Here is a 25,953-nt window from a genome sequence, read left to right on the forward strand (position 1 = left end):
TTTCCGGCGGGCAGGGGGACGCTGAGAAAAATGGGTCGCCGGTCCTCGCACATGCTGATTTGGGCTACCGCAGGGGCGACCCGAATCGGAACACTCATGACTCGCCTCATAAATATAAAAACAGGAGAGACGTCATGCGCACCCCCCATTACGCCCCATTGCTTTCGCTGGTTGCACTCTGCGCGTTCGAGCCGCAGGCACAGGGCTACGAGCTGTACAACGAAAACGACGGTGGGACCGTCCTGAACGCCGAGCTGTGGGCGGGATTTGGCTGGTTCGGCAGCAGCGAGAACTACCTCGGCGACCCACAACGGGAGCCCGGCAGCATGCGGTGGCAGGAAGGGTTCGCCAAGTATGGTTTGAGCGGCACGACGGATCAGATCGCCGCCGGCTCGATCTACGGCGGGTTCAGCATGATCAGTACCGGGTCATGGGGCGATGGCGATGCGGGAGCGCTCACCGCCGGAAACGAGAGAGAAACCGCTGTGGAAGAGGCCTATCTGGGCTGGAAGTCAGCTGATTTGATTCCGGCGTTGGGCACGGACGGCGTTGATTTCTCTTTTGGCCGACAGATCGTGACGGTGGACGGCTTTCTGATCACCGACGATGGGTTCGCCCCCGGGAACGCCTTCAACCCCATCGAGGGTGTCGCGGATGGCCGGTTCAATCGCGGCGGTGCCTTTTACCTCGGCCCGCGCTTGGCGTTCGGTAATACGGCAGTCCTGAAGCTGGGCGGTACGCAGGGCCTTCATGGCAGCTTGATCTGGTTGAAGTCGGATAACCCCGGGCAGTCCAAGACCGAAGTGGCGGCCGCCACTGTCGACTACACGACGCCCATCGGCTCGATCGGTTCAACGTACGTGCGCGGCCTGGATGTCGAAGAGCGATACGTCTTCGGCGATCGGGGGGAGCGCAAGGGCATGGACATCTACAGCATCCGTGGCCAGGGCAATGCCGGCATCGAGAACGCCGATTTCGCATTCGAAGTGGCGCGCCAGGAAAAACGGTCGGGGTCGCAGCGGGCGATGTTCTTCGACGCGGGCTACACCTTCGCGGATGTCAAATGGCAACCGACGGTGAGCTATCGCTATACGCGCTATTCCGAAGGCTGGGACTTCCTGTTCCAGGGCGGTTTTCGTAAACGCTACCAAGGTGAAGTCGCAGTGAATTACGCAGGTTCAGTGACTTCGAACATGCAGATCAATGATGTGCTGCTCTCGGTCATGCCGACCGACAAGTTGACGCTTAACGCGATGGCCTTCGACTACCACCAGCTTTCCCGACGGGGGGAGCAGGACTTCAGCGCACGCGAGGTCGACTTCTTTCTGGATTGGATGGTGACGGACAACATCACGCTCTCACCCCTTGTCGGTTTCTACAAGCCTGAGAAGTGGCTCGGCAACGGTGGCAACCAGAGTGGGAGCGCATCGACGAACACCTACTTCCAGCTCATCGCCTGGGTGAGTTTCTGAGCGGCCATCCACGCCGCCACACACCGTGAGCGCATGCTGATTTGGGATATCTCCCCAACGGAGTGCTTGCGTATCTTCCCCCTGGAATAAACCACACCCACGCGCCTGGCACCGGCCGTCACGCACTTCAACGGTGGCGGTTTCCGGGATGTCAGTCACTACCAACGTGTAGAAAAAGACGCAGGTCATGCCTATGAAAATGCTCCCTCTTGCTCATGCAGTCATCGCGCTGCTGGCCATTCTGGCCGCCTCGGCGAATCCTTCGTTCGCCATCGCCGCAACGCCCAATGCAACCGCCAGCGCGGCCCAGCCGAAAGCCGCACCGCCCGACATCAGCGGGCTCTGGATGCCGGTGGGGAGTTCCGTAGACCCCCTCGTCAACAGCACGGGTGCCGATAACCCCGACACCAATATTGGCCCTCCATTCGGCACCACGCCGGAACTCAAGGGGGTCTACCTCGAGAGCGCCAGGAAACGCGCTGAAGCCCTCACCAAAGTGGGCAGCGAGTTCAAGACCTCGTGCAAGGTGCTGGGCATGCCAACGAACATGGTCGGGCCCTACGCGGTAGAGATCATGCAGACGCCGACGCAAATCAACTGGGCGCAAGAGTTCCTGCGCGAGACTCGTCGCATTTACCTCGATGGGCGCGCCCACCCCAATCCGGAGGAAGCTCCCCCGACGTTCGAGGGCCATTCAGTCGCACGCTGGGAGGGAAATGTGTTGGTCGTCGAGACGACCAACATCCGCCAGGAAACCACGTTGAGCGAGTATGGGCATGCCGACGACGCGCTGGGCCACGGCCCCCGCATGATCATCAAAGAGAGGATCTTCATCAATGACGAAGGCCTGCTGCAGGTGGACGGCAGGGTCGAAGACCCGGATGCGCTGGTCAAGCCATGGCAGTGGGCGCCGCTGACGTTCCGCCGTGCGCCCAAGGGTGTCGAATTCATGGAGTTCGTCTGCGAGGACAGCAATAACGAGTCGATCGATCCTGTGACGGGCGCGGAAATCACGACGATTCCCGAGCGACGGAACCTGAACCCAGCGGACAACAATAATCAAGGAGACACGAAGTGAATCTCAAATCCATTCTGTTCAGTTTGGCGTTCCTGGGCTTGTCGGCCCCGGCGGCTTTTGCCCACCATTCCTACTCAGCCTTCGACATGTCGAAGCTCGTCGCGATTGCCGGCACAGTGAGTGAGGTGCAGTTTAAAAACCCTCACGTTTGGTTGTTCGTCGATGTGCCGGTCGGGGACAAGACCGAGACCTGGGCGATCGAGGCCGGCGGCCCGAACATCCTGATGCGCCAGGGCTGGATGGCCAATACGCTCAAGCCGGGCGACAAGGTCGACCTGCAGCTCGCTCCGATGAAGGACGAGACGAAGACGGGTGGTGCCCTCCAGGCGCTGCGGTTGCCCAATGGGAAAACCATCGGAGCCTGGAAATGAAGCCCACGGGCAAGGTTCGGTTGTCCAGACTTTCCATGGCCGCTTTGCTGGTACTGACGACGGCTGCGCCCGTCGTCGCGCAAACGCCATCCATGCCGCAAATCTCCCAGGTGCCTCCCAGCGGTCAGTTACCGCTCGCGTCCGCGTCAAGGCACGGCACCGAGTATGTCGACCTGGAGAGGTTCGGGTATGTAGAGGAGGAGTACTACATGCTAGGGCTCGCGCCAGCGATCACCGCTTCTGGCGAGCATGTGTTCGACGCGCCCTACGTCACGCGCTTCCTTATCCGCAAACCCAAGGACCCTGGACGCTTCAACGGCACCGTCGTGATGGAACCGTTCAGTTGGATGGGCGAACGCGGCGCGGGCTGGATCCTCACCCGCAACTACCTGCTGCGCAAGGGGTATGCATTCGCCGGCTACACACTCAGCATCAATCGGCCGGCGAACGATCCCAAGACGCTGGATTGGGATCCTGAGCCCCGCAACTTGAATCTGGACTTCATGCGGCGCTACGACTACAAGCGCTATGCACCGCTCGGCAGCTACTACGACAGCGACCGGTTTCGACGCGGTGACGGTCCCGACCAGTACCCGCCCCAGGCGCAGGGCATTGCCGCGCAACTGGCCTTGCTGCTCAAGTCAAACCTTGTACACGGCCCCACCCAGGGGCTCGACGTCAAGCGTATCTATGTCAACACCTGGGCAATCAATGGGCAGCTCTGGCTCGATTACCTCGATCAGGGCCGTCATCAGCAGTGGCGCATGCCGGACGGCAAGCCGCTGATCGACGCCTACATGACGGGGCACGTTGTGTATGGCGACCTGGGTGGCGAGGTGCTCAGGGTTCCGCGCAAAATCCCCTCGGACGCGCCTTTCGTGACGGTCTACAGCCAGACCGAGGTGGTACACGATGCCAACCAGGAGATCGCGCTACCGCCAGATACAGACCAACCGAAGCTGCGCTACTACGAGATCGCGGGCATGCCACACCTGCGTCTTGTCGATCAAGGCACCGACGGGACAGAGCCGCACCCGGCTGACGGTGACAAGCGCAACGATCCGCACTGCCAGTTCCTCTATGACGAGCCGGTGGAGACGGTCGTGTCGGCGATCCTCGACGCGATGGATCGCTGGGTGCGTGAAGGTACGCCGATGCCCAAGGCTGAACGGGTCGGTCGCGAGGGGAAGGGCGTTGCCCGCGATCCGCAGACCGGCAACATGCTGGGGGGTGTGCGTCCGCCGTGGATCAGGGTGCCAAGCGCCACCTACCTGACCGACCAGGAGACCGGCTGCGGTTCAGCCTACGACACGAAGGTGCCGTATTCCGCGCAGCGGCTGAAGGCGTTGTATGGCAGTCATGCAAATTATGCGAGTCGTTTCGAGGCCGCCAAACAACAGGCGATCAAGGAGGGGTACTTGCTGCCGGAGGATGCGCGACTCGTCAAGCCAATCGCTTTGCCGGCGGACTTTACCGGGTCTCTGCGGTCCGAGCCGTGAGTGAAGGCGTTGGCATCTTTCGCCAACGCCTCATCACGTCACAGCATGCGGCGCAGGACATCGTTTCGCGGGTCGCGGTCATAGAACCGATGCTTGAGGGCGCCGGCGACATGCACCAGGATCAGGCCGAGCAGGGTATAGGCGAGCACTTTATGCAGCCATTGGAAGACGACGAACCAGTCGTCATTCTTGCCCAAGAGTTCCGGAAGATTCACCCCAAAGAAGAACACGCCGTCGCTCATCGTGTAGGTGCTCGACATCGAATAGCCCATCAACGGCACGATCACCAGCAGCGCGTACAAGGTACGGTGAGCGAGCCTTGACGAAACCCGCTCATACCGTGCCAGCGTCTCTGGCGGTTGCGGCAGCCTGGCCGTTCTCACCCGCAGGGCGATCTGGACCAGGACCACCAGGAATGCCAGCACCCCAAAGGATTTGTGCCACGGGTAATAGAGCTCGTATTTACTCGCCACTTCGTCATCCATCCCGGTCATGTGCCAGCCTGCCCAGAGGAGGCCTGCGATAAGTACTGCGCGCACCCAGTGCAAAAGCCGCAGGGACGTCGGATACCGATCAATTATTGTTTGATTTACCGGATTCATCACGGTCTCTCCATCGATCATCAGAGCATCGGAATGCACATTTGAACGACCACCTTCCATGGCACAGAGACTTGGAAGGTGGCCGGGTCAGTGCGGGTTTATTTTGCGCTGGGCAACAGTACGGTGATGACCTTCTCCTCGGTGTAGGCCAACGCACCGCTGAATCCTCCTTCTCGGCCAATGCCGCTGGCCTTGACGCCGCCCCAGGGCAGGTTGGCGTCCAGAGGGCTCCAGCAGTTGATGCCCACGGCACCGGCCTTTATCGCCGCCGCTACGCGGTGCGCTCGCGCCAGGTCGCTCGTCCAGACCGTGGCCGCGAGGCCGTAGTTGGAGTCGTTGGCCAGTGCGATCGCCTCATCCTCGCTGTCGAACGTGATCACCGTGCCGACCGGGCCGAAAATTTCGTCCCGGGCGATCGCCATGTCATTGCGGGCGTTGGCGAAGATCGTCGGCCGGACAAACCAACCCTGTTCAGGGTTCGATACCCCGCCGGCCAGCAGCGAGGCCCCTTGGTCGATGCCCAGTTGGATGTAGCGGTTGACGCGATCCAATTGCGCCTTCTTGGCCACCGGCCCCATCTGCACGCCGGGTTGGCGAGGGTCGCCCACCTTGACGGCGCGTGCGGCATCGGCCAGCGCTGCGGCGAAGCGATCGGCGAGGTTGCGTTGGACCAGGATGCGCGAACCGGCCGCGCAGACCTGTCCCTGGTTGGCGAACAGGCCGAGGGAGCAGCCGAACAGCGCGTCGTCGAAGGAGGCATCGTCGAAGACAATCTGCGGGCTCTTGCCGCCCAGCTCCAGGGCCACGCGCTTGAACAGTACGCCGGCGGTGCGCTGGATCTCGCGTCCGGCTTCGGGGCTGCCGGTGAAGCTGATCTTGTCGACATGGGGGTGTTCGCACAGGGCGCGACCCACCTCGTTGCCGTAGCCGGTGACAACGTTGATCACGCCATCCGGGAAGCCCGCTTCCTGGGCCAGCGTAGCCAGGTGCAGGGCCGACTGTGGTGTCTCTTCCGACGGCTTGATGATCACGGTGCAGCCTGCCGCCAGCAGAGCGGCGAGCTTCCAGACCGTGATCATCAGCGGTGAGTTCCAGGGAACGATGGCACCGACCACGCCCACCGGCTCACGTACCGTGTACGAGAGGGACTTGGTGCCGAAGTAGCCGCCGGAGGGAATGGTCCGCCCTTCGAGTTGGTTGGCCCAGCCGGCGGAGGCGCGCAGGTTGGCGACCGCATTGGGCAGGTCCAGCCGGCGCGGTTCGATCGGCGAGCGGCCGATGGCGTCGGCGTCCATATCGGCCAGTACATCGGTGTCGCGCTCCACCAGGTCGGCCAGTTTCGACAGCAGTCGAGCGCGCTGGGCACCGTCAAGCTGGCTCCAGGCGCCACGTTCGAGCTGGTTGCGTGCGGCCCCCACGGCACGGTCCACGTCTTCAGCGGTGCCGCGGGCGCAGCTGCCATAGACCTGTTCTGTCACCGGGTTGACGAGGTTGATGCGGCGCCCGTCGGAGGCTTCGAAGGGCGTGCCGGCGATGAAGTGTTTCAAGTGCTCAGTCATTTTGAAGTCCATGGGTGATGGGCAGGAGTCGGGACATGTCACGCATCGAGGGAATCCAGGGCGTCGCCGAAGATGTCCAGGGCCTTGAAGAACAGCGCCCGTGAGATCGTCAGCGAGGGCATGACACGCATCACGTTGCTGTAGCGACCGCAGGGAATCATCAGCACGCCGTGGCTCAGCAGGTAACCCATGAGTTGGCCGATCTTTTCCGGTGCCAGTGGCGCCTTGGTGGTCGGGTCCGAGACCAGCTCGATCCCGATCATCAGGCCGCGACCACGGACCTCACCGACCAGCGGGCTGCCGAAGCCACGGATACGTTCCTGCGCTTCCAGCCCCAGTGTGTGGGCACGGTTGAGCAGATCGAGCTCCGGGTCCTGGAGGATGCTGATGTTGGTCAGCGCCACGGCCGCGGACAACGAGTTGGCGGCGAAGGTGTTGGGCATCGATCCGTCAGGAATCGCCGCCGCCAGGTCCGAGCGCATGATCAGTCCCGCCATTGGCAGGTCGCTGCCAATGCCCTTGCCGAAGGTGAGCATGTCGGGTTTCACGCCGGAATGCTCGACCGCCCACATCTTGCCGGTACGCCCCGCACCGGATTGCACTTCATCGACGATCAGCAGTGCGCCGCTGCGGTCGCAGGCCTTGCGCAACAGTTGCAGGAATTCTGGCGAGGGAGGCACGTAGCCGCCTTCGCCCTGTACCGGTTCCACGATCACGGCAGCCACGTCGTCGGCGGCGGTGTAGGGGGTGTTCAGTAGGTAATCCACGTACTCACCGGCGATCTGCTCGGCGCTTTTGTGCGTGGTGTCGAAGGGGAAACGGTAGGCATAAGGGTAGGGCGCGTGAATGACGCCGCCCATCTGGGCGCCATAACCTTTGCGATAGGCCGTGCCGGTCGTCAGCGCACCGGAAGCGTTCCACACGCCGTGGTAGCCACCGTGGAAGGCGATGATCTGGTGCCGTCCGGTGACGCGCTTGGCGAACTTGATGGCCGCTTCCAGCGCATCGCTGCCGCTTTGCGTGAAGAACGTGATGCAGTCGCCGCGCAAGCCGTCGGGCGCGATCTCCGAGAGTTTGGCGGCCAGTTCGGTGCGTCGGGTGCTATTGATCTCCAGTGCGTGCATCAGCACTTCGGACTGTTCGCGAATGGCCTGCACCACCTTCGGGTGGCAGCGACCCACGCTGCTGACGCCTACGCCAGCGGACAGGTCAATGTAGGTATTGTCATCGGCGTCCTTGAAGGTCGCGCCGAACGCCCGGTCCATGGCCACGGGCATGCGTCCGCCGCCGCGTGCCATCGATTCGGTACGCGCCGACAACGCCAGGGCCTCGGTGGTCTTTGGGCCGGGAATGGTGGAGGTAATCCGCGGGGCATCCGCGAAGTGGAGGGCTTCAAGTTTGGCTTCACTCATGACGGTCTCTCAGGATGTCGGTTTCAGTGTCTCGATCATCCTCGTGGCCCGTTCCTGGCCGGTAGCCCGAATCGGCACATTGGGCGGGCCGTTCCGAGCGTCAGCACCGAAGCGCTGACATTGCGCAAAGAAAATTTGCAGAATTCTCTTTATGTGAGAATATCGCTCGTGAAGGCGATCTAAAAACAAGAATATTGGCCGAGGCTTTCGTCATCATGAAAAATCAGAACATCAGCCACTTCCACGACATTCATGTCCACGCCGCCACCGTCCAGGAGTGGAGCCAGGACTACAACCAGTTAACCGCGGGTTTGGCTGAGAGCTCACTTATCCAGTTGACGACGCCGCGCTGCCACGTATTTCGCGAGCAGATCAATCAGCGTGTTGTGCAGCATGGCGTGGCCCCTCGGGGCAAGATGTGTTTCGCCGTGCCGATCACCGTCCCGGGTACGATACGGATGCAAGGGCGGGAAGTGGACGACAGCAGCCTGTTCTTTCTCCAGGGTGGCGAGGAGTTCATGTTCCACATGCCGCTGGGCATGGAACTGCTGGCGATCACCTTCGAGCGTGACTTGTTCGAGCAAGCGTTGGCGCAAACCGCGTCGGCCAAGGAAATCAGCCAGTTGTTGCGTCAGCCGGTGATCAAGGTTTCCACTCAACGCTATGCCGAGGCTCGCCATCGAATGCTGGCGGCGTTCTCCCAGGCGCTCTTGAGTGAAGAACTCGACAATTCGCAGGACCGGGAAATGGCGCTGGAACAGACCATGCTCGGTGAGTTGCTGCAGTTGATGACCGATCCCGCCTGCGACAAGCAGCAGCGCACGCCAAGCTCCACGCGCAGTTACATTGTCGAAAAATGTCACCGCCTGGCGACCGCGCAATTGAACAACGTGCCCAGCGTGGACGAGTTGTGCCAGCGACTCCAGGTGAGTCGGCGCACCGTGCAGAACAGCTTCCGCTCGGTGACCGAGACGACACCGGTCAATTACCTGCGCTCGGTGAGGCTTAACGGCGTGCGCCGAACCCTGATGTCCACCCCCGCGTCGCGTCTTTCGATTGGCGATGCGGCGGCCCAGTGGGGCTTCTATCACCTGAGCCATTTTGCGGCGGAGTACCAGGCGCTGTTCGCAGAGTTGCCGTCCCAAACCGCCCGCGCTGCCATCGGCGGTTGTGCGCTTGCTTGAGCATTTGCCTGCACAAGGATGTAGAAAAAATGAATAGCCTTCGTCGCCTGCTCAGGGTTTTCGACTTGTTTCGCCCTGAACAGCCGGTCATCGATGTCGACGTCATTTGCCGGGAGCTCGGCTACACGCCCGCCACCGCCTATCGTTATCTGCGCGAGCTCGGCGACGCGGGCTTTTTGAAGCGATTGCCACGCGGCTACGCCCTCGGCCCACGTATCGTCACGCTTGAGCATCAGATGGCCCACTACGATCCATTACTGGCCGGCAGCCGGGGCCTGGTCGATAAACTGGTGGCTGACACGGGCCTGGATGCGCTGGTCAGCGAATGGCATGGCGACTCGGTGGTCAACGTGCTGATCCAGCGTGGTTCCGACGCCGGCCCGGTGGGGGGCGACCGAGGGCGCCCGATCGATCTTTTCCACAGTGCGACCGCTCGGGTCGTATTGGCGTATCTGCTGCCGCGCCAGATCCGCCGCATCTACGACGTCCACGCGAATCCCGCGCAAGTGCTGCATCAGGGATTGGAGTGGAAGCCGTTCACCAAGGGGTTGCTCGCCATTCGCAAGCAGGGCTACTGCATCAGCGAAAGCGAACTGCACCCGGGACGCAGTGGCGTCGCGGCGCCGATCTTCGACGAAAAACGGCGAGTGCTTGGGAGCATGACCCTGGTGGGGCGTAGCGAGCGGTTCCATGCGTTCCAGCAGGGCTACCTGTGCGACCTGGTCATCGGCGCGGCGTCGGAACTGACGGCGCGCATTGCCTTGCAATGAAGTGAGAGGGCCTCACGCCATAATGTCTAGTCAGTTAGGAGCAAACGGCATAAACCCTGTGGGAGCAAAGCTTGCTCGCGATTGCGGTAAACCAACCGACAACGATATTGACGATTCTGCCGCTATCGCGAGCAAGCTTTGCTCCCACAGGTTTGCAGCTTAACTGACTGGCATCAGCCCCACGCCAGGCTTTTTTGAGGGGACCGTGCCGATTACCGATTTGGGCTAATGGGGCGCTCAGGGAGAGGCATAGGATCGAATCCAGCGTGAAACAAGAACAATAACGCTATTCGGTGACGGTGTGCGTTTGACTGCACCGGTCCTACAGCGACTGCCTCATACAATAAGGTCAAGAAAACATGAGTGTATCTCTCCCGGTCAATAGCAACACGGAGCTCAAGCGTGGGGCCCTGGGTGTCGGCTTCATTATCTTCTTCGTGGTTTCGGCGGCGAGCCCCTTGAGCGTCATCGCCGGCGGTTTCCCCATTGGCATCATGCTGGGCAACGGCGCCGGCACACCGGCGTTGCTGATCCTGGCCCTGTCGGTGTTATTGGCGTTCTCGGTGGGCTACACCACCATGTCCCGACACGTGACCAACGCTGGCGGTTTCTATGCGTTCACCTCTCGCGGTTTGGGTGGCTTGGCCGGTGGCGCTGCGGGCGTGCTGGCGATGTTCGCCTACAACATCCTCCAGGTCGGGCTGTATGGCATGTTCGGGGGCGTGGTCAGCGGCACGATGGAAAGCGTCTTCGGTCTGGTATTGCCCTGGTGGTCGTACTCGCTGATGGCGATGGCCAGCGTTGCGATTCTCGGCTATCGCAAGATCGACCTGTCGGCCCGGGTGCTGTCGGTGATTGTAATCGCTGAATACCTGGCGATCCTGCTCCTGGATTTCGCCATTCTCAGGACTGGCGGCGATAGCGGCATCAATCTCGACGCGTTTGATCGCAGTCACGTGTTCAGCGGCACGCCGTCCATCGGCTTGCTGTTCTGCTTCGCGGCGTTCATCGGCTTCGAGGCCACCACTATCTACGGCGAAGAAGCCAAGAACCCGCAACGGACGATCCCGATTGCCACCTACTGTTCGGTGTTGCTGATCGGTGGTTTCTACGCGCTGTCGGTCTGGTCGATGGTGATCGGCGTGGGGGCGGACAAAATCGTCTCCACGCTCCAGGCCTTGCAGGACCCGACGACGTTTATCTATGGCATGTCCGACCACTTTGTCGGCCCGCACCTGACCCAGGTCATCCGCGTGCTGTTCATGGTCAGCATCTACGCCGGGCTGTTGGCGTTCCACAATGCCGCGGCCCGTTACTTCTATGCCATCGGGCGTGACGGCTTGCTGCCCAGCCGGCTGGGCACGACCCATCGCGTCCACCAGAGCCCGCACATGGGCTCGGCGTTGCAAAGCTTGATCTCCGCCGTGGTGGTACTGATTTTCGCCGCCATGGATGCCGACCCGATCCTGCAATTGTTCGCCTGGTTCTCCAACCTGGCGACGCTTTGCGTGATCTTGCTGATGGCGCTGACTTCCGCAGCGGTCTGGGTCTTTGCCCAGCGCCACCCCGAACTCAAGCTGGGGATCTGGCGTGGGCGGATTTTTCCTGGGTTCTCTTGCGTGGCGCTGTTGACGGTCCTGGTCATCGCGGTGGTGCATTTCGATGTGTTGACCGGCGCGAGCAAGGCCTTGTCGTATGGTCTCTGCGCCATCATTCCCGCGGCCTTGCTGGCGGGTGTGTTCCTGGCGGCGCGACTGCGCAAGGCGGCGCCGCAGCGGTATTTGGTGTTGGGCAGTCACAAGCTATAGGAACCTGCGCAGTATCGATGGCGCTTGAAAAGGATAAGGCTAAGCTGATTGGGTTTCCGCGTTCCAATGCCTCAGCGGCCGGTGTGCCGGGCTGGACCGTAAATAGCAGAGGAGTCTTGCGATGACACTTCCACAAGCGTTGGCATTTGATGTGTTCGGCACCGTTGTTGACTGGCATTCAGGCATCGCACGTGAGGCGAGACCATTCGTGTCGACCTACCTGCCCGCGGTCAGCCCCGCAGAATTTGCAATGCAATGGCGCCGGTTGTATGCGCCAGCGCTGCGCGAGTGCATCAAGGGGCATGGGGGCTTCGTTGTCCTGGATACATTGCACTACGAGACGCTGGTCCAGTTGTTGACGACTTACGGCTTGGAAGCCGATCAGCTTGCCCCCGAGGTATTGCACACGCTTGCCCATGCCTGGCGTCGCTTGGACCCGTGGCCTGACGTGGCCGAGGGGCTGGCCCTGCTGCGACGACGCTTTGCGGTGGTGACCTTGTCCAATGCCAATGTGGCCTTGATGATCGCAATGAACCGGTATAACGGTTTGCAGTGGGACGCGCTGCTGGGGGCGGAATTTGCACAAACCTATAAACCGGATCCTGCCGCGTACCTGTTCACGGCAAGGGCGCTGGATCTCAAACCCAATGAACTCTGCCTGGTGGCCTGCCACCACAGCGATCTTGCGGCGGCCAGGAATTGCGGCCTGATGACGGCCTATATCGACCGGCCCATGGAATACGGTGGAGCACCTGCCCCCGACGCCGCCGACGCACAGGATTGGGATTGGCAGGCCGATGGTTTCATCGAGCTTGATCACAAGCTTGCGTGACGGCGCCCGTCAGCTTACCTCCGCAGCCTCATCAAACTTCAACCGGGCCGCTTCAACCTCAGGCAATTTGTCGAGCGTCCATTTATGCAATTCGCGAAATGGCTGCTGCAGTGTTCGACCCAGTTGAGTGATCTCATATTGGACCGCCACAGGCGAGAACGAAATGACCTTGCGCGAGACGAGGCCATTTCGTTCCAGGCGCCGTAGGCACTGAGTCAGTGCCTTCTGAGTGACGCCCTCCAGGCGACGCCTGATGGCGTTAAAGCGATGTGGCCCGTCATCCAGCACCGCCAGAACCATCATTGACCACTTGTCTGCGATCTGGTCGAACAGCGCCCGGCTTGGGCACTCCGATGAAAAACATTGCGGCTTTAATTCCAGCATCGAAGTTTCCTCATATATACCTAGGCGACTCTAGGTGCCTGATTGACATTTGGTTTACAAAATATACTTATATGGCTTCCAAAAGCAAATGGGAGTCCATTCAATGTCAAACCTTGATACCAGCGTTTTATTCCGTCCTTTTTCCATTCGGTCGCTTGAACTGAAAAATCGGATTGTCATGTCGCCGATGACGAGGCAATTTTCGCCGGAGGGCATCCCCGGTGAAGGGAGCGCTGCATACTACCGGCGGCGGGCTGAGGGGCGAGTCGGGTTGATCTTGTCAGAAGGGACCGTCGTTGATCGTCCCGCTTCACGTAACGGCTCCGGCATTCCTTTTTTCCACGGTGAAGCAGCACTCGCTGGATGGAAGAACGTGATCGATTCTGTTCACAATGCTGGGGGCCGTATGGGGCCGCAACTCTGGCACACCGGCGCAGTGCGTGACGTCAGCGGCTGGGAGCCTGATGCGCCGGTTGAAAGCCCATCTGGCCTCGATTCGCCAAACGACCGGCGCGGCGTGGCAATGAGCGGAGAAGATATTGCAGACACAGTTGCTGCTTTCGCCAAGGCCGCGGCGGATGCCAAACGACTGGGTTTCGACACCGTTGAGATCCATGGGGCTCATGGTTATTTGATCGACCAGTTCTTCTGGGCCGGCACCAATCAGCGCACCGATCGTTATGGCGGACCGACGATCAAAGAACGCTCCCGCTTTGCCGCAGAGATCGTGACTGCAGTTCGTCACGCGGTTGGGCCCGAATTCCCTATCATCATGCGCGTTAGCCAATGGAAGCAGCAGGACTTTGGGGTGCGCCTCGCCGAGACGCCTGCCTTAATGGAAGACTGGCTGCTACCGTTGGTCGAGGCGGGTGTTGATGTTCTGCATTGCTCGCAGCGACGCTTCTGGGACCCTGAGTTTCCCGAAATTGACGGTGAAAACGGGCTGAACTGCGCTGGCTGGGCGAAGAAAGTCACTGGAGCCACAACCATTAGCGTCGGCTCGGTCGGGCTGGATAATGATGTGACTCACGCATTCGCCGGCCAAGGCTCAACCCCGGCGAGCCTGGATCGGCTCGTCGAGCGCATGGAACGCGAAGAGTTTGATCTGATCGCAGTAGGACGTGTTCTGCTGAGTGACAAGGATTGGGCCGCCAAAGTGGAAAAGGGCGATTATGCGGATCTGAAGGGCTTCAATCCGGCATCTTTAGCCGAATTGGTTTGAGCCTGAGTGGAGAGTGTGACGTCACAAAGGTTTTAGCCTGAAGGTGTAAGCGGTCTGGCCTCGGATGTCGCGAGGCCGAGATTGCAATCTGTTGTTGAGTGCGCCATGACAGTTTCAATGACTGATGTGTTAAGGCCACTCAACATGGGGTTAACACTTTTTTCGGAACTCGGTGGAATCTGTTACAGGCTATCCGGGTCGCCAAAAAACATCTGAATCCGCGAACGCAACCAGCGCTCCCCAGGATCATTGTCCTGAGAACCGCGCCAGGCCATGTGCAATTCAAAGCTGCGCACCGGTATGGGTGGGTCTTCGGCGCGTACGCCACCGGCGGCGGTCAGTGCGTCGGCGGTGTAGTCGGGCACGGTGGCGATGATGTCGGTGCCCGACAGCAGCGTGCTCAAGCCGTTGAACTGCGGCACGGCCAACACCACATGGCGCTTGCGGTCGAGTTTTGCCAGTTCTTCGTCGATGAAGCCGCTCAAGTCCCCTGCGAAGGAGACCAGGGCGTGGGGGCGGGCGCAGAATTCGTCCAGGGTCAGTCGTCCCGGCGCGGTGTCGGCCCGCAACACTTTGGGCAAGCTGCGCCGCAAGACCTTGCGCTTGGCGTTGGCTGGCAGGTCGTCGGTGTAGCTGACGCCGATGGAGATTTCACCGGAGGCCAGCAAGCCCGGCATCAGAATGTAGTTGACCCGGCGCACCACTAGCACAATGCCCGGCGCTTCGGCCCGAAGGCGCTTGAGCAGCATCGGCAGCAGGGCGAATTCGGCGTCGTCCGACAGGCCGATGCGAAACACCGAGGTGCTGGTGGCCGGGTCGAATTCCGCGGCGCGGCTGACGGCCGTGGAAATCGAATCCAGGGCCGGAGAGAGCAGGGCGAAGATCTCCACCGCCCTAGCCGAAGGTTCCATGCTGCGGCCGGTGCGCACGAATAGCGGGTCATCGAACAGGCTGCGCAGCCGCGACAGCGCGGCGCTGATGGCCGGTTGGCCTAGAAACAGCTTCTCAGCCGCGCGAGTCACGCTGCGTTCATGCATCAACGTTTCGAACACGATCAACAGGTTCAGATCGACACGCCGCAGGTCATTACGATTCATCTGGGGTCCTGGCAGATTCGGTAAGCTTGACGTGAACGGCCATATGGGAACAATGGCCGGCATGAATCTTACGGGGAAAGGCTGGTACTCTGCATCGGCTAATTGAGTTTTCTTAGGTAAGTCCTACAGGAGTGGTTGGTTTTTCTTGCTGCGGAATCAATGACAGGCATGTCGACTATTAATAGCCACTGATGGTCTTGGGTACAAAGCCCGGATAGAGTTCATGGCATTAGAGGTTACTTTGACGAGGTTTGCGATGTCCCGCACGATCCGTTTTCACAAGTTTGGTGGTGCCGAGGTGCTCAAATGCGAAGAGCATGCGGCGGCTCTTCCTGCGCCAGGAGAAGTGCAGGTCCGCGTCGAAGCGATCGGCATCAGTTGGTACGACACGTTGTGGCGCCAAAACCTGGCGTCCTCCCAGGCACGCCTGCCTTCGGGCCTGGGCCATGAAATGGCCGGCGTGGTAACCGCCGTCGGCGATGGCGTCGATGACTTGGCCGTGGGCGACAAGGTTGCCAGTTTTCCGGCCGAAAGCCCGAACGATTATCCGGTGTACGGTGAAGTCATCGTACTGCCCCGCACCGCCCTGACCCGTTATCCCGACGTGCTCAGCCCGATCGAAGCCGCCGTGCATTACACGCCGCTGCTGATCGCGTATTTTGCCTACATGGACCTGGCGCGGGTCAAACCGGGGCAATTCGCCTTGGTCACCGATGCCAGTCATTGCGCCGGACCATCCTTTGTCCAGCTGGGCAAGGCCCTGGGTGTGCGGGTGATCGCGGCCACCAAGACAGCTGACGAGCGTGAGTACCTGTTGTCGCTGGGTGCCGAGAAAGTCATCGTCACCGAAGAGCAGGACTTGCTGATGCAGATCAACAAGCTCACCGACAACCGTGGCGTCGACGTGGTATTCGACGGGCTCGGCGGGCCGCAGATGTCACTGTTGGGTGATGTGCTGGCGCCCCGTGGCAGCCTGGTGTTGTATGGCTTGCAGGGTGGCAACCAGACGCCGTTCCCGGCCTGCGCGGCGTTCCAGAAGAACATTCAGTTCTTCGTGCACTGCATCGGCAATTTTACCGGCAAACCGGAACTGGGCATCCTCCAGGACCAGGTGGCGTTGCAGCGAGCATTGCGTGATATCAATCAACTGACCGCCGATCACGTGTTGTTGCCACTCAAGACTCGGGTCTTCCCGTTCTCCGAGTTTGTCGAAGCTCACCGGTACATGGGTGAATGCCCTTGCCGTGAGCGCGTTGCCCTTCAGGTTGTCGACCCCGCCTGATACCTGTCTTGCGCAAGAGTCATCGCCGGGCTCTTGCGCTGTTCGGCTTGATCCCCATCCTTCCTTTCCCACGACACTGGCTGCCTGGCGGCGGTGCATTCGTGTCTCGCAAGCCCCCTCAAGTTGCCTGTCCCGGTTCGTTCAAGGCAGAAACGGTTTGTCGGTGAACATCTGAACTGGTTTTTGCCCTCAATCTGTATCTTCTAATCATTATTTAAGTCCTGATAATTGAACGCTGATTTCCATATCAAGGAAGAAGTCGTGGTGCGGTATAACTTTCTCGAAGGCGTTCATCCTTCAAGGCACATTCAAGCTGCAACGAGCGTTAATGGGGACGGGGCTATCTATCGATTCTGGCGAGAACAGAGTGGGGTAGAGGGTCAATTAAAGTTCGGCAAGTTCCTTATTTTGCGTACTCATTATCTGTGGGACGTTGTCGGAATTCTCCTAGGACGTGCGGCCCGCGCGGCGAGCCCCCCGGTTTTAAAGGCCCGCGGCGGGGGATGCCAAGCGCGCGAGGTGACTCGTTGTGTATGTATCAAATAATTACGACAAGCAACGCTTGAGCGTATTGCTAATACTCTTTGGGTACTAGAACGATCCTTTCAGATCAACACGTCGCACGGTCACGTAGGTGCGGGTGCGGCGCCGATAGTTGAATTTCAGGTAAATGGCTATGAGTGCAATTCATGAGCAGGCAATGACTCACGTGTATCAACAGATACTGCAACGATTGTTGGGTTTTTATTCCCGGGCCGAACGGACTGCGTTGCAGCTTTTGATCCAGCGATTGATTGTCGCCGCCGGAGGCATCGACCGGATTGGCGATTATCGGGTGTTGACGGTCCAGAACGGCAGCCGGGAGGGCTTTTATGTATTAACCGCTTTGCGGGCCGCGCAGCTCAGCATCGCGGGCCGGCATCCGGTGACCTTCGCCTTGCGCGTCGCCACGCCGCGCTTGAGCGAGACCACCCAGGCGACGCTTGAAAACATCCATCGCTGCTACAGCGCGCTGTTTGTCTATGACGATCCCCGGGTTGAATTGCTGATGGCGGATAACCGCGAAGTGTTGCCGTTCAATCACCGGCAGCCCTTGTCGGTGGCGGGGCACGAGGCCAATCGCATGGACCTGTTGGCCCTGGGGCACCTTCGCTCGGTCGACAGCCCCCTGGAAATCGGGAGTGAGGGCTACCTGGCGATGACAGAATTCTATCGGCACATGGCCCGCTGGGAGTCTGGCGTGGATTCGATGGTCAGCAGCGATACGCCTCGCCAGCAAAGGCAGTTCATTTCAGGCCTTCGCCGCGCGGCCCGCAAGATCGGCCTGCCGACCGACAATATAGGCTGCTTCGACAGCCTTTTTGCGCATCTTGATACCTTGAACAACGATCTCTACGAGCATTTCTACGGTCCTGAGCGCCTTGGCGCATGGAAACCCGAGGGGCATTACGAAGCCTGCCGGCGGATGAGTCACATCGGCATCGACGACCTGATCGTCGATCGCCTGGAAGGCACCAACTGGCCGCTTTTCAACGAATTCCTGCGGGTACAGACCGATGGTCTCATGCCTTCGGCGATCGAAAACGAATACCTTAGCCCGTTGCTGTTGGCTCATTTGCACGGCCTGCAGGCCTGTTACGTGCAAGGGCGCAGCTACGAAACGGGATACGGTGACTACGTGCAGCGGGCGATCATGCTCATGCATCGCAAGCAACTGCCGGAACACGCCTGCGAGCAGGCTCGGGCGCTGTTCGGCTCACCTTCGTCGATTCCCGAGCGCCGCGCCTACGCCGCCCTCGAAGCGCAAAAGATCCTGGGGCTCAGCGAAACGCAACTGGTGTGCATGCTGTTCGCCCCGTTCGTGGGGCAGGGCGCAGGCCTGGAACATTTCCTGCGCTGTTGCCATCCCGGCATGCTGGTGGCGATGCCGGACTTGCATAAAGCCATGCAGGGCGCGACGGTCGCTGATCAGATCGCGCAATGGATGGTCGACGTCAGTGGTCTGCCCGTCGGTGTCCTTGGCAAACTGTACCAGGCGAGCGTGGCATCGCCGGACCAACCGGAAACTGTTCCGGGAGGTGATCTGCAACAAGTCCTCGACGACGTCGACGCGGCAGAAACGGGGCAGGTCGCCGATGAGCCGCACGAACGCTCGGCAAGGCACTGAGGAACGAGGTTTGATGGACTCGTCTATCTCGTCCCTGGTCGTTGTGTCCGGCGTTGCGACCTGGCCGACGACAATTCGCTCTCCTGGCGTGATCCCATGAAAGGTTGCCGGGAGACAGACTTCGCCTACCAGGCGGTTTATCGCTACCTGACCACGCTGATCAACGAACTGGAGGTTGATGCGCGGGTGCGCCTGCCTTCGTTGCGGCAATTGGCCGAGCGTCTGAATGTGTCGATATCTACCATCCAGTACGCTTATTCGTTGTTGGAGAAGGAAGGGCGGGTGTACTCAATCGCCAAGTCCGGTTACTACGCGCTGCCGGCGCCCACCATGACTACCCTGGACGGTGGTGACGATTTGCTCGAAACCTTGTACGTCAATGCCCGGCGACCGGGCATGCGGGTGCTCAGTGCGGATGAGCCGGCATCGATGCAGCCGTTGGACAGCCCGATGTTGTTGCTCGAGCGCGAGCTGCTGCGCCAATACCCGCGCTCCTCGCAAACGCCCTCGCAACCTTGGGGCGAACTGGAGCTGCGCACCGCGCTGGCGGCCCGCTACACTTCGTCGCCGGCCCGTTGTTGGAATGCCGATGACGTCTACATCGGCGCCGACCTGCGGGGTGTCCTGGAGATTCTGATTGCCGTACTGGCACTCCGGGGCGCCACGGTGCTGATCGAATCGCCCTGCGACTGGGCCGTGTTGCGCCTGCTGCAGGCAGCCGACATCAACATCATCGAGCTGCCATTGCTGGCGAGCGGGGAAATCAACATCGAGCAGTTGGAGGAATTGCTCGAGAGCGAAACGGTACGCCTGGTGATGCTGTCCTCAGTCCTGAACATGCCCACGGGTTCGCTGGTTCCTGAAGGGAACCGTCGCACCATCGCCCATTTGCTGGAACGGCACGGCACCTGGGTGTTGGAGAACGATAGCCATACAGACCTGGCGTTCGAGGCCGGGGCGACGCCTTTTCGGGACTTGCTCGACCCGGACCGGTTGATCGTCTATTCCACGTTCGAGAAGACCATCGGTCCTGAGGCGCCGTATGGCTACGTGTTGTCGCGCCAGTTGACCCTGCACCTGCAGCGACATTTCCTGCTGCGCGCGTTTCGCCTGTCACCCATTCGCCAGAAAGCCATCGCTCGGCTGTACAGCAACGGTCGGATTGATCAGCATTTGCTGGTATTGCGACGCCTGCTGCGCGAAAGCGCGGTTTCCACTACACAATTGCTGTGCGAGCGGTTGGGGGATAGCCTGCAATGGGTGGAGCCCCAAGGCGGCGCGACGATCTGGATGCGCTCGACGCGACGGGTTGACTTGCGGCGGGTTTTCCATCGGCTGCTGGCCCAGCGCATCGTCATCGCACCGGGGGAGCTGTTCAGCCTTCATGGCCTGTATGGGCAACATATGCGTCTGACCCATGCGCTCAATGGGCCCCAGGACCTTGACGCGGCACTCTGCGCGCTGGCCGATGCCCTGAGGCTTGAACAATCGTAATCGGCGGCGATGGATCGAACCCGTCGCGCCATGGTCGAACTGTCAGTAAACTGCACCCCATTTCCCGAGCCACTCCACTCAGAGGTTTTGCATGACAGTCAGTCCATTTGCGGGCAAGCCGGCACCGGCAGAGTTGTTGATCGATATCCCGCGACTGGTGACGGCCTACTACGCCGGCCGACCCGATGCCTCGGTTGCGACCCAACGCGTGGCTTTTGGTACCTCCGGTCACCGTGGTAGCTCCTTCGACCTGGGCTTCAACGAGTGGCACGTGTTGGCAATCAGCCAGGCGATCTGCCTGTACCGCGAAGCCCAAGGCATCGACGGGCCGCTGTTTGTCGGTATCGACACTCACGCGTTGTCGACTCCGGCGGGCGCCAGCGCATTGGAAGTGTTCGCGGCCAACGGCGTGACTGTCATGATCGCTGAAGGGGATGAATACACCCCGACGCCAGCGGTTTCCCATGCCATTCTCTGCTACAACCGTGGTCGCACCTCGGGCCTGGCGGACGGTATCGTTATCACACCGTCCCACAACCCACCGCAAAGCGGCGGCTACAAGTACAACCCCACCAACGGTGGCCCTGCCGATACCCATATCACCAAGTGGATCGAAGCCAAGGCCAACGAACTGCTGGCCAACCAGCTCGTCGGCGTCAAGCGTGTCAGCTACGAGCAGGCCTTGAAGGCCGATACCACCCACCGTCACGACTACGTCAACACTTACGTGGCGGACCTGATCAATGTCATCGATTTCGATGCCATCCGCGCCGCCGGGTTGCACTTGGGCGTCGATCCGTTGGGTGGTGCGGGCGTGCGCTACTGGCCGGCCATTGCCGAGCATTACCGCCTGGACCTGGACGTGGTGAACACCCACGTGGATTCCACCTTCCGTTTCATGACCGTCGACTGGGACGGGCAGATCCGCATGGACCCATCCTCCAGCCATGCGATGCAAGGGTTGATTGGCCTGAAAGAGCGTTTCGACGTGGCCTTTGCTTGCGACCCGGACCATGACCGCCATGGCATCGTAACGCCGTCCGGCGGCCTGTTGGCGCCGAACAATTACCTGGCGGTGTCCATCGACTACTTGTTCCAGAATCGCCCGCAATGGCGTGCCGATGCTGGCGTGGGCAAGACGGTGGTCAGCAGCGGCCTGATCGATCGCGTCGCCAAGCGCCTGGGGCGCCGCCTCTATGAAGTGCCGGTGGGCTTCAAGTGGTTTGCCGACGGTTTGTTCGATGGTTCCCTGGGCTTTGGCGGTGAAGAAAGTGCCGGTGCTTCGTTCTTGCGCAAGGATGGCGGTGTCTGGAGTACCGACAAGGACGGCCTGATTCCGGCGTTGCTGGCGGCTGAAATGACGGCGCGCACCGGCCGCGACCCGAGCCAGGCCTACCGCGCCTTGACCGACGAGCTGGGCGAACCGTTCTCGGTACGCGTCGATGCCAAGGCCAATCCGCAGCAGAAGGCACTGTTGAGCAAACTATCGCCGGATCAGGTGACGTCTACCGAACTGGCGGGGGAGAAGATCCAGAGCATCCTCAGCCATGCGCCGGGCAATGACCAGGCCATCGGCGGCCTGAAGGTCATGACCGAAAACGGCTGGTTCGCGGCGCGTCCGTCCGGTACCGAGGATATTTACAAGATCTACGCCGAAAGCTTCATTGGCGATGCGCACCTCAAACAATTGGTGGCTGAGGCGCAAACGTTGGTGGATGGGGCGATTACCAGCAAGTGATCCGTTAGCAAGTCTTGCTCCAACTTGTGGCCAGGTGATTCATGTGGGAGCAAGGCTTGCCCGCGATACAGACGATGCGGTATTTCAGAAAACGAGGCGCCTACTTCGCGAGCAAGCTTTGCTCCCACAACCCTCTCGCCACAAGATTAATCAAGCCAGGTCTACGAGCACGATTTCGCTGTCTTCGACCGCAGTCACCCGCAGAAGCTGTTCATCTTCAATCGCAACACCGTCTCGAGATTGTGCACGCAAACCATTGATTTCTATCAATCCTGTGGCAGGCACAAGATAGGCTCGTCGCCCTGCGTCCAGTCGGTATTCCGCACTTTCACCCGCCTTGAGGTTGGCCGCTACTAGCCGTGCGTCGGCGCGAATGCGCAGGCTTTGGTCGTCGCCGGCCTTGCCACTGGCCAACGTCACGAAGCCTTCGCGCGAGTCCTTGGGAAACGGTTTAGCGCCCCATGACGGTGCCAGGCCTTCTTCATTGGGAATGATCCATATCTGGAAAATGCGCGTGGCCGTCGATTCCAGGTTGTACTCGCTGTGGGCGATCCCGGTGCCCGCGCTCATGACCTGGACATCGCCAGCCTCCGTACGGCCCTTGTTGCCCAGGTTGTCCTGGTGGCTGATCGCGCCTTCGCGCACATAGGTGATGATTTCCATGTCCCGGTGCGGGTGTTGAGGAAAACCGCTGCCGGGGGCGATGACATCATCGTTCCAGACGCGCAGGTTGCCCCAGTGCATGCGTTGCGGGTCGTAATACTCGGCGAACGAAAAATGGTGGTGGGCATCCAGCCAGCCATGGTTGGCGGCGCCCAAGGTGGCGAAGGGCCTGAGTTCGAGCATGTTCGTGTCCTTTTCGCTGGGAGCGAAAGCGAGGGTTGATGGGGCTATTTTGTCCAAGCAAACCATCGATAAAAAGCGTAAAAAACGCGTCAAAACTATCGCCTATTTAGATATTAAATCGTGAGCCAACTTTCACTTCATCGCCTAAACCTATGACTTAAAAGCTTTTGGGTGGAACCTGGCGGCAAATACAGACACCATAGCCGTCATGGTTCATGAACACCGGAGTCCCCAGCGTGTCGCAACACACTCCTGATCTTCCCCCTGAGCTTTTACCCCTGGCCCAAATGCCGTTGCTCAAGCGCCTGGCCGCTCGGTTATTCGGCCATGGCCTGACGCGCCTGCGCGCCCAGCACCGAGCGTCCTGGTTGCACGGCCAGGCCGATGGTTTTCGCAGCGGCCATACCGCCGGTTTCGACTATGGCTATAAGGAGGGCCGGGCCGAAGGGCTTGAGGAGGGCCGCCAGGTCCTGTTGATCCGTGATTCCCGCAGTACGGAGCATCCGGCACCGCAGGTCGATGATTTGCTGTTCGATGACTGGCGCCTGCCGCTGACCTCCGAGCTGAAGAAACGCATCAAGGCGGATGTCGCCCGATTGCTGCCAGCGCACGCACAACCAAGTGCTGCGCAATGGAAGATGATTTTCAGCGACACACCGTCTACCTCGGTGGTCGCCGGGGCGGGTGCTGGCAAGTCGACGACCCTGGTGCTGCGTATTGTGTTGCTGTCCCACTACCTGGGATTCGAACTGGACTCAATGACCGTGGTGACATTCACCCGGGAATCGCGCAAGGACTTCATTCAGAAATTGATCGAAGTGTTTGCCCTGTGGGGGCGAACCGTCAGCCTCAAGGACGCCCGTGACTTGGTGCGCACGTTCCATTCGCGCATCTTGCCCATGGTCCGTAGCCTGCCCGGGTTCGAGCGCCTCCAGGCCTTCGAGACCCTGAGTCATCGCGCCGAAGCGGACGACGACGCCCAAGGCAATCCCTTTGAACTGCGTATTAACGATGTCCAGCGCCGGCAACTCAACGCCTGTTATTACAACCTTTACCAGAGGGACGCGCGTTTCCGTGAGCTGATCCAGCCATTGTCCCGTCACGCCCTGCAACTCAAGGAGCTGGAGCGCGATCACCCTGATGTGCAAAAACGGGTGGCCGTGACCGAGCTGGCGGCCCAGCGCGACGAGGAATTGTGCGACGCCGTCGAAGACCTGTGGTTTCGCGCCGGTGCCTGGCCAATCAAGGGCATCGAGCCAAAACGACAAACCTTCGAAATCAATGGTTCGACATTCCACTGCCATGGCTACGCACCCTCACTGGATGCCTGGGTGATGCTGGGGTTCGATCCGCGGGAAGATGCCCGGCTCAGTCGTCCGGGTGCCAAGTTGAGCATCCGCGCGGAGTGGGCGGTAAAGCGCACCTTGTTTCAAGCTTTCTGTCGTAAGCCGCTGATCTGGCTCGAAAGTTACGAAGTATCCAAGCGTGTAGTGGCATCCATGGCCGGCGACGCCAGCGCTGGTCCCGGGTTCGACTATAAGGTCAAGGGTGAGCTGGGTTCGGCGCCATTGCTCGACTGTTTTGTCGCGGCGGCGGGATTTATCGAGAACCTTGGCCTGGACGTTCCGGATGCCGTAGGCCGGATGTCTTTTGCCCAGGATGATCCCGACCGGTATTTCTTCGAAGCGCTGAGCCGCTACTGGCGGGCATTCGAAGACCATTTGCTTGATCAATCGCCACCGATCATGACCTACAACCGCATGTTCGCGTTGTTCAGCGAGCACTCGCCGGAAAATTTCAAGTTGCTGGGTGATGCCTTACTGAGGCCGCTTTCGCACCTGATGATCGACGAGTTCCAGGACGTGTCACCGCAGATCGTCTCCTGGCTTCGCGCCAGTCTTCGGGAAGTCCGCAGCCGTGGGCCTGTGCTGCACGTGGGGCGCGGCGCCCAGCGTTCTTCCTTGTTGTGTGTCGGGGACGATTGGCAATCGATCTATGGCTGGCGCGGCAGTTCGCCGAGCTACTTCATGGCGTTCAACAAGCAATTCCCGTCACCCGCGACAACCCGAGTCATGCTTACGGACAACTATCGCAGTCACCAACACATCATCGATGCGGCCGAGCACATCGTGCGCGCGGCTGCGGCTATTCCGGGCAAAAAAGCCAAGGCCAGCGGTATGCCTCGCTCGCTGAGTCCGGTCAATGTGTTGGATCGAGACGATGAAGGGCTGGCCCTGCGATTGGATGAACACTATCGCAAAGGTGATTCCATCCTGATGTTGTATCGAAAAAGTAGCGATAAGTTACTGATAGAAAAGTATATTCATCCAATAGTTAATGTTGATTCTAGCTTGCCGTACGATGCCCGGCGGCTCAGGCAAATGACTTACCACAGTGCCAAGGGGCTCCAGGCCGATGCGGTGTTTTTGTTGGGCGACTGCCAGCACCTGAGCAGTTCGCCTTACAAGAATCAGGTTTATCGGATGGCTGGGCTGGGGCAGGACGGAGATGCTGAGCCTTACGACACGGCGCAAAAAGATGAAATTTTGCGTTTGGCGTATGTGGGGATCACTCGTGCAGTGCAGCATTGTTATTGGTATGTCGATGGGCAGGATGGGCAGGCGGCCAATGGGCCGAAGGCTTCGGATCGTGTTGCGGCGGACAAGCCTTTTTTTGCTGACCACCGGCGTAAAGGATAAGGATGTGTACGGGTACGGATATACACCCAAAACCCAAGCCCAAGCCCAAGCCCAAAAAAACGGCACCTTCCACAAAAGAGGAAGGCGCCGCTTTTTAAATGATCAACATCACCCTTGTCAGGAAGCAAACCGCCGCAACCCCACCGGTGGCACAAACGCTTCCAGCTCGGCCTCTACCGCCTCGATTATTCGCTCCACATCCGGCGCATTCATCACCGTCGCGCAGGGGATCCCCGCAATGGCGATCATCGTCTCGCCGCTGGCACGGTCAAACAACCGGGCAACCATACTGCCAGGCGCATCCATGCTCGCTTCGAATCCCATGGGATGGAAGTGCCAGCGCATCAACTGGCAAGCATTGGGGAACGTAACCTTGCTGAAAGATCCTTTATTCATGTGTTGCCCGCCTTCTTCAATCGAGCGCTTCCTTTTGCTCA

General features: G+C 60.2%; 21 protein-coding genes. 14 read left to right on the forward strand and 7 right to left on the reverse strand.

Going from position 1 to position 25,953, the window contains the following annotated elements:
* Positions 1–134 precede the first annotated feature (134 nt).
* The 4 genes from AC3A5O_RS00275 (at position 135) to AC3A5O_RS00290 (ending at position 4,420) form a co-directional block, all read left to right on the forward strand.
* Complete coding sequence (locus AC3A5O_RS00275) at positions 135–1,472, forward strand: alginate export family protein (protein ID WP_122566939.1); 1,338 nt, start codon at positions 135–137, stop codon at positions 1,470–1,472.
* Between the two features lie 193 nt (positions 1,473–1,665).
* Positions 1,666–2,550 (forward strand): hypothetical protein, encoded by an 885-nt coding sequence (locus AC3A5O_RS00280; protein ID WP_305481620.1) that lies wholly within the window; start codon positions 1,666–1,668, stop codon positions 2,548–2,550.
* Complete coding sequence (locus AC3A5O_RS00285; protein ID WP_122566937.1) at positions 2,547–2,921, forward strand: DUF6152 family protein; 375 nt, start codon at positions 2,547–2,549, stop codon at positions 2,919–2,921. The genes AC3A5O_RS00280 and AC3A5O_RS00285 overlap by 4 nt, the downstream gene beginning before the upstream one ends.
* On the forward strand, positions 2,918–4,420 hold the full coding sequence (locus tag AC3A5O_RS00290) for an alpha/beta hydrolase domain-containing protein (RefSeq protein WP_487752711.1): 1,503 nt from the start codon (positions 2,918–2,920) through the stop codon (positions 4,418–4,420). The genes AC3A5O_RS00285 and AC3A5O_RS00290 overlap by 4 nt, the downstream gene beginning before the upstream one ends.
* A gap of 38 nt (positions 4,421–4,458) precedes the next feature.
* Here AC3A5O_RS00290 and AC3A5O_RS00295 read toward each other — a convergent pair whose 3' ends face one another.
* The 3 genes from AC3A5O_RS00295 to AC3A5O_RS00305 all read right to left on the reverse strand — a co-directional run bounded on the left by AC3A5O_RS00295 (position 4,459) and on the right by AC3A5O_RS00305 (position 7,993).
* Positions 4,459–5,022, reverse strand: a complete 564-nt coding sequence (locus tag AC3A5O_RS00295) for a cytochrome b (RefSeq protein WP_122566956.1) — start codon at positions 5,020–5,022, stop codon at positions 4,459–4,461.
* Positions 5,023–5,120: 98 nt separating this feature from the next.
* Positions 5,121–6,581: an aldehyde dehydrogenase family protein gene (locus AC3A5O_RS00300; protein WP_487752712.1), complete on the reverse strand. Its 1,461-nt coding sequence runs from the start codon at positions 6,579–6,581 to the stop codon at positions 5,121–5,123.
* Between the two features lie 38 nt (positions 6,582–6,619).
* Positions 6,620–7,993: an aspartate aminotransferase family protein gene (locus AC3A5O_RS00305; RefSeq protein WP_122566934.1), complete on the reverse strand. Its 1,374-nt coding sequence runs from the start codon at positions 7,991–7,993 to the stop codon at positions 6,620–6,622.
* A 215-nt stretch (positions 7,994–8,208) separates the two neighbouring features.
* Between AC3A5O_RS00305 and AC3A5O_RS00310 the strand changes: the two genes are divergently transcribed.
* From AC3A5O_RS00310 to AC3A5O_RS00325, 4 genes are all read left to right on the forward strand, one after another.
* Positions 8,209–9,177 carry a helix-turn-helix domain-containing protein gene (locus AC3A5O_RS00310; RefSeq protein WP_122566955.1) on the forward strand — a complete coding sequence of 323 codons (969 nt, stop codon included), beginning with the start codon at positions 8,209–8,211 and terminating at the stop codon, positions 9,175–9,177.
* A gap of 29 nt (positions 9,178–9,206) precedes the next feature.
* Positions 9,207–9,947: an IclR family transcriptional regulator gene (locus tag AC3A5O_RS00315; protein ID WP_305467090.1), complete on the forward strand. Its 741-nt coding sequence runs from the start codon at positions 9,207–9,209 to the stop codon at positions 9,945–9,947.
* A gap of 359 nt (positions 9,948–10,306) precedes the next feature.
* Positions 10,307–11,755 (forward strand): APC family permease, encoded by a 1,449-nt coding sequence (locus AC3A5O_RS00320; protein ID WP_305481615.1) that lies wholly within the window; start codon positions 10,307–10,309, stop codon positions 11,753–11,755.
* 121 nt (positions 11,756–11,876) lie between these two features.
* Complete coding sequence (locus tag AC3A5O_RS00325; RefSeq protein ID WP_487752713.1) at positions 11,877–12,587, forward strand: haloacid dehalogenase type II; 711 nt, start codon at positions 11,877–11,879, stop codon at positions 12,585–12,587.
* 9 nt (positions 12,588–12,596) lie between these two features.
* On the opposite strand, the gene AC3A5O_RS00330 is transcribed toward AC3A5O_RS00325, so the two are convergent.
* Positions 12,597–12,971, reverse strand: a complete 375-nt coding sequence (locus tag AC3A5O_RS00330) for a winged helix-turn-helix transcriptional regulator (RefSeq protein ID WP_305467085.1) — start codon at positions 12,969–12,971, stop codon at positions 12,597–12,599.
* 103 nt (positions 12,972–13,074) lie between these two features.
* Here AC3A5O_RS00330 and AC3A5O_RS00335 point away from each other — a divergent pair, with 103 nt between their 5' ends.
* On the forward strand, positions 13,075–14,193 hold the full coding sequence (locus tag AC3A5O_RS00335; protein ID WP_305467084.1) for an NADH:flavin oxidoreductase: 1,119 nt from the start codon (positions 13,075–13,077) through the stop codon (positions 14,191–14,193).
* Positions 14,194–14,375: 182 nt separating this feature from the next.
* On the opposite strand, the gene AC3A5O_RS00340 is transcribed toward AC3A5O_RS00335, so the two are convergent.
* The gene (locus tag AC3A5O_RS00340; RefSeq protein WP_069970812.1) at positions 14,376–15,290 is read right to left on the reverse strand and encodes a LysR family transcriptional regulator; all 915 of its coding nucleotides are present in this window, start codon (positions 15,288–15,290) and stop codon (positions 14,376–14,378) included.
* Positions 15,291–15,546: 256 nt separating this feature from the next.
* On the opposite strand from AC3A5O_RS00340, the gene AC3A5O_RS00345 reads away from it, so the two are divergent.
* The 4 genes from AC3A5O_RS00345 to pgm all read left to right on the forward strand — a co-directional run bounded on the left by AC3A5O_RS00345 (position 15,547) and on the right by pgm (position 21,971).
* Positions 15,547–16,572 (forward strand): zinc-dependent alcohol dehydrogenase family protein, encoded by a 1,026-nt coding sequence (locus tag AC3A5O_RS00345; RefSeq protein ID WP_122566930.1) that lies wholly within the window; start codon positions 15,547–15,549, stop codon positions 16,570–16,572.
* 676 nt (positions 16,573–17,248) lie between these two features.
* Positions 17,249–18,739 carry a hypothetical protein gene (locus AC3A5O_RS00350; protein ID WP_122566929.1) on the forward strand — a complete coding sequence of 497 codons (1,491 nt, stop codon included), beginning with the start codon at positions 17,249–17,251 and terminating at the stop codon, positions 18,737–18,739.
* A 96-nt stretch (positions 18,740–18,835) separates the two neighbouring features.
* Positions 18,836–20,233, forward strand: coding sequence for an aminotransferase class I/II-fold pyridoxal phosphate-dependent enzyme (locus tag AC3A5O_RS00355; protein WP_305467082.1), 1,398 nt, complete (start codon positions 18,836–18,838; stop codon positions 20,231–20,233).
* A gap of 91 nt (positions 20,234–20,324) precedes the next feature.
* Positions 20,325–21,971, forward strand: coding sequence for a phosphoglucomutase (alpha-D-glucose-1,6-bisphosphate-dependent) (pgm, locus tag AC3A5O_RS00360; protein WP_487752714.1), 1,647 nt, complete (start codon positions 20,325–20,327; stop codon positions 21,969–21,971).
* Between the two features lie 150 nt (positions 21,972–22,121).
* Here pgm and AC3A5O_RS00365 read toward each other — a convergent pair whose 3' ends face one another.
* Complete coding sequence (locus AC3A5O_RS00365) at positions 22,122–22,817, reverse strand: pirin family protein (RefSeq protein ID WP_487752715.1); 696 nt, start codon at positions 22,815–22,817, stop codon at positions 22,122–22,124.
* 236 nt (positions 22,818–23,053) lie between these two features.
* On the opposite strand from AC3A5O_RS00365, the gene AC3A5O_RS00370 reads away from it, so the two are divergent.
* Positions 23,054–25,516, forward strand: coding sequence for a UvrD-helicase domain-containing protein (locus tag AC3A5O_RS00370; protein ID WP_354338949.1), 2,463 nt, complete (start codon positions 23,054–23,056; stop codon positions 25,514–25,516).
* A gap of 117 nt (positions 25,517–25,633) precedes the next feature.
* Here AC3A5O_RS00370 and AC3A5O_RS00375 read toward each other — a convergent pair whose 3' ends face one another.
* The gene (locus AC3A5O_RS00375) at positions 25,634–25,912 is read right to left on the reverse strand and encodes a DUF1652 domain-containing protein (RefSeq protein ID WP_003201764.1); all 279 of its coding nucleotides are present in this window, start codon (positions 25,910–25,912) and stop codon (positions 25,634–25,636) included.
* Between the last annotated feature and the right edge of the window lie 41 nt (positions 25,913–25,953).

The sequence above is a fragment of the Pseudomonas sp. Soil_N_39 genome, from assembly GCF_057655955.1.

Excerpts from the sequence above, each read along its gene's own strand:
- AC3A5O_RS00320 (WP_305481615.1), top strand. The coding sequence starts at position 10,307 with ATGAGTGTATCTCTCCCGGTCAATAGCAACACGGAGCTCAAGCGTGGG.
- AC3A5O_RS00355 (WP_305467082.1), top strand. The coding sequence starts at position 18,836 with ATGAAAGGTTGCCGGGAGACAGACTTCGCCTACCAGGCGGTTTATCGC.
- AC3A5O_RS00310 (WP_122566955.1), top strand. The coding sequence starts at position 8,209 with ATGAAAAATCAGAACATCAGCCACTTCCACGACATTCATGTCCACGCC.
- AC3A5O_RS00295 (WP_122566956.1), bottom strand. The coding sequence starts at position 5,022 with ATGAATCCGGTAAATCAAACAATAATTGATCGGTATCCGACGTCCCTG.
- AC3A5O_RS00290 (WP_487752711.1), top strand. The coding sequence starts at position 2,918 with ATGAAGCCCACGGGCAAGGTTCGGTTGTCCAGACTTTCCATGGCCGCT.
- AC3A5O_RS00315 (WP_305467090.1), top strand. The coding sequence starts at position 9,207 with ATGAATAGCCTTCGTCGCCTGCTCAGGGTTTTCGACTTGTTTCGCCCT.
- pgm (WP_487752714.1), top strand. The coding sequence starts at position 20,325 with ATGACAGTCAGTCCATTTGCGGGCAAGCCGGCACCGGCAGAGTTGTTG.
- AC3A5O_RS00300 (WP_487752712.1), bottom strand. The coding sequence starts at position 6,581 with ATGACTGAGCACTTGAAACACTTCATCGCCGGCACGCCCTTCGAAGCC.
- AC3A5O_RS00330 (WP_305467085.1), bottom strand. The coding sequence starts at position 12,971 with ATGCTGGAATTAAAGCCGCAATGTTTTTCATCGGAGTGCCCAAGCCGG.
- AC3A5O_RS00280 (WP_305481620.1), top strand. The coding sequence starts at position 1,666 with ATGAAAATGCTCCCTCTTGCTCATGCAGTCATCGCGCTGCTGGCCATT.
- AC3A5O_RS00275 (WP_122566939.1), top strand. The coding sequence starts at position 135 with ATGCGCACCCCCCATTACGCCCCATTGCTTTCGCTGGTTGCACTCTGC.
- AC3A5O_RS00345 (WP_122566930.1), top strand. The coding sequence starts at position 15,547 with ATGTCCCGCACGATCCGTTTTCACAAGTTTGGTGGTGCCGAGGTGCTC.
- AC3A5O_RS00325 (WP_487752713.1), top strand. The coding sequence starts at position 11,877 with ATGACACTTCCACAAGCGTTGGCATTTGATGTGTTCGGCACCGTTGTT.
- AC3A5O_RS00350 (WP_122566929.1), top strand. The coding sequence starts at position 17,249 with ATGAGTGCAATTCATGAGCAGGCAATGACTCACGTGTATCAACAGATA.
- AC3A5O_RS00375 (WP_003201764.1), bottom strand. The coding sequence starts at position 25,912 with ATGAATAAAGGATCTTTCAGCAAGGTTACGTTCCCCAATGCTTGCCAG.
- AC3A5O_RS00305 (WP_122566934.1), bottom strand. The coding sequence starts at position 7,993 with ATGAGTGAAGCCAAACTTGAAGCCCTCCACTTCGCGGATGCCCCGCGG.
- AC3A5O_RS00340 (WP_069970812.1), bottom strand. The coding sequence starts at position 15,290 with ATGAATCGTAATGACCTGCGGCGTGTCGATCTGAACCTGTTGATCGTG.
- AC3A5O_RS00335 (WP_305467084.1), top strand. The coding sequence starts at position 13,075 with ATGTCAAACCTTGATACCAGCGTTTTATTCCGTCCTTTTTCCATTCGG.
- AC3A5O_RS00365 (WP_487752715.1), bottom strand. The coding sequence starts at position 22,817 with ATGCTCGAACTCAGGCCCTTCGCCACCTTGGGCGCCGCCAACCATGGC.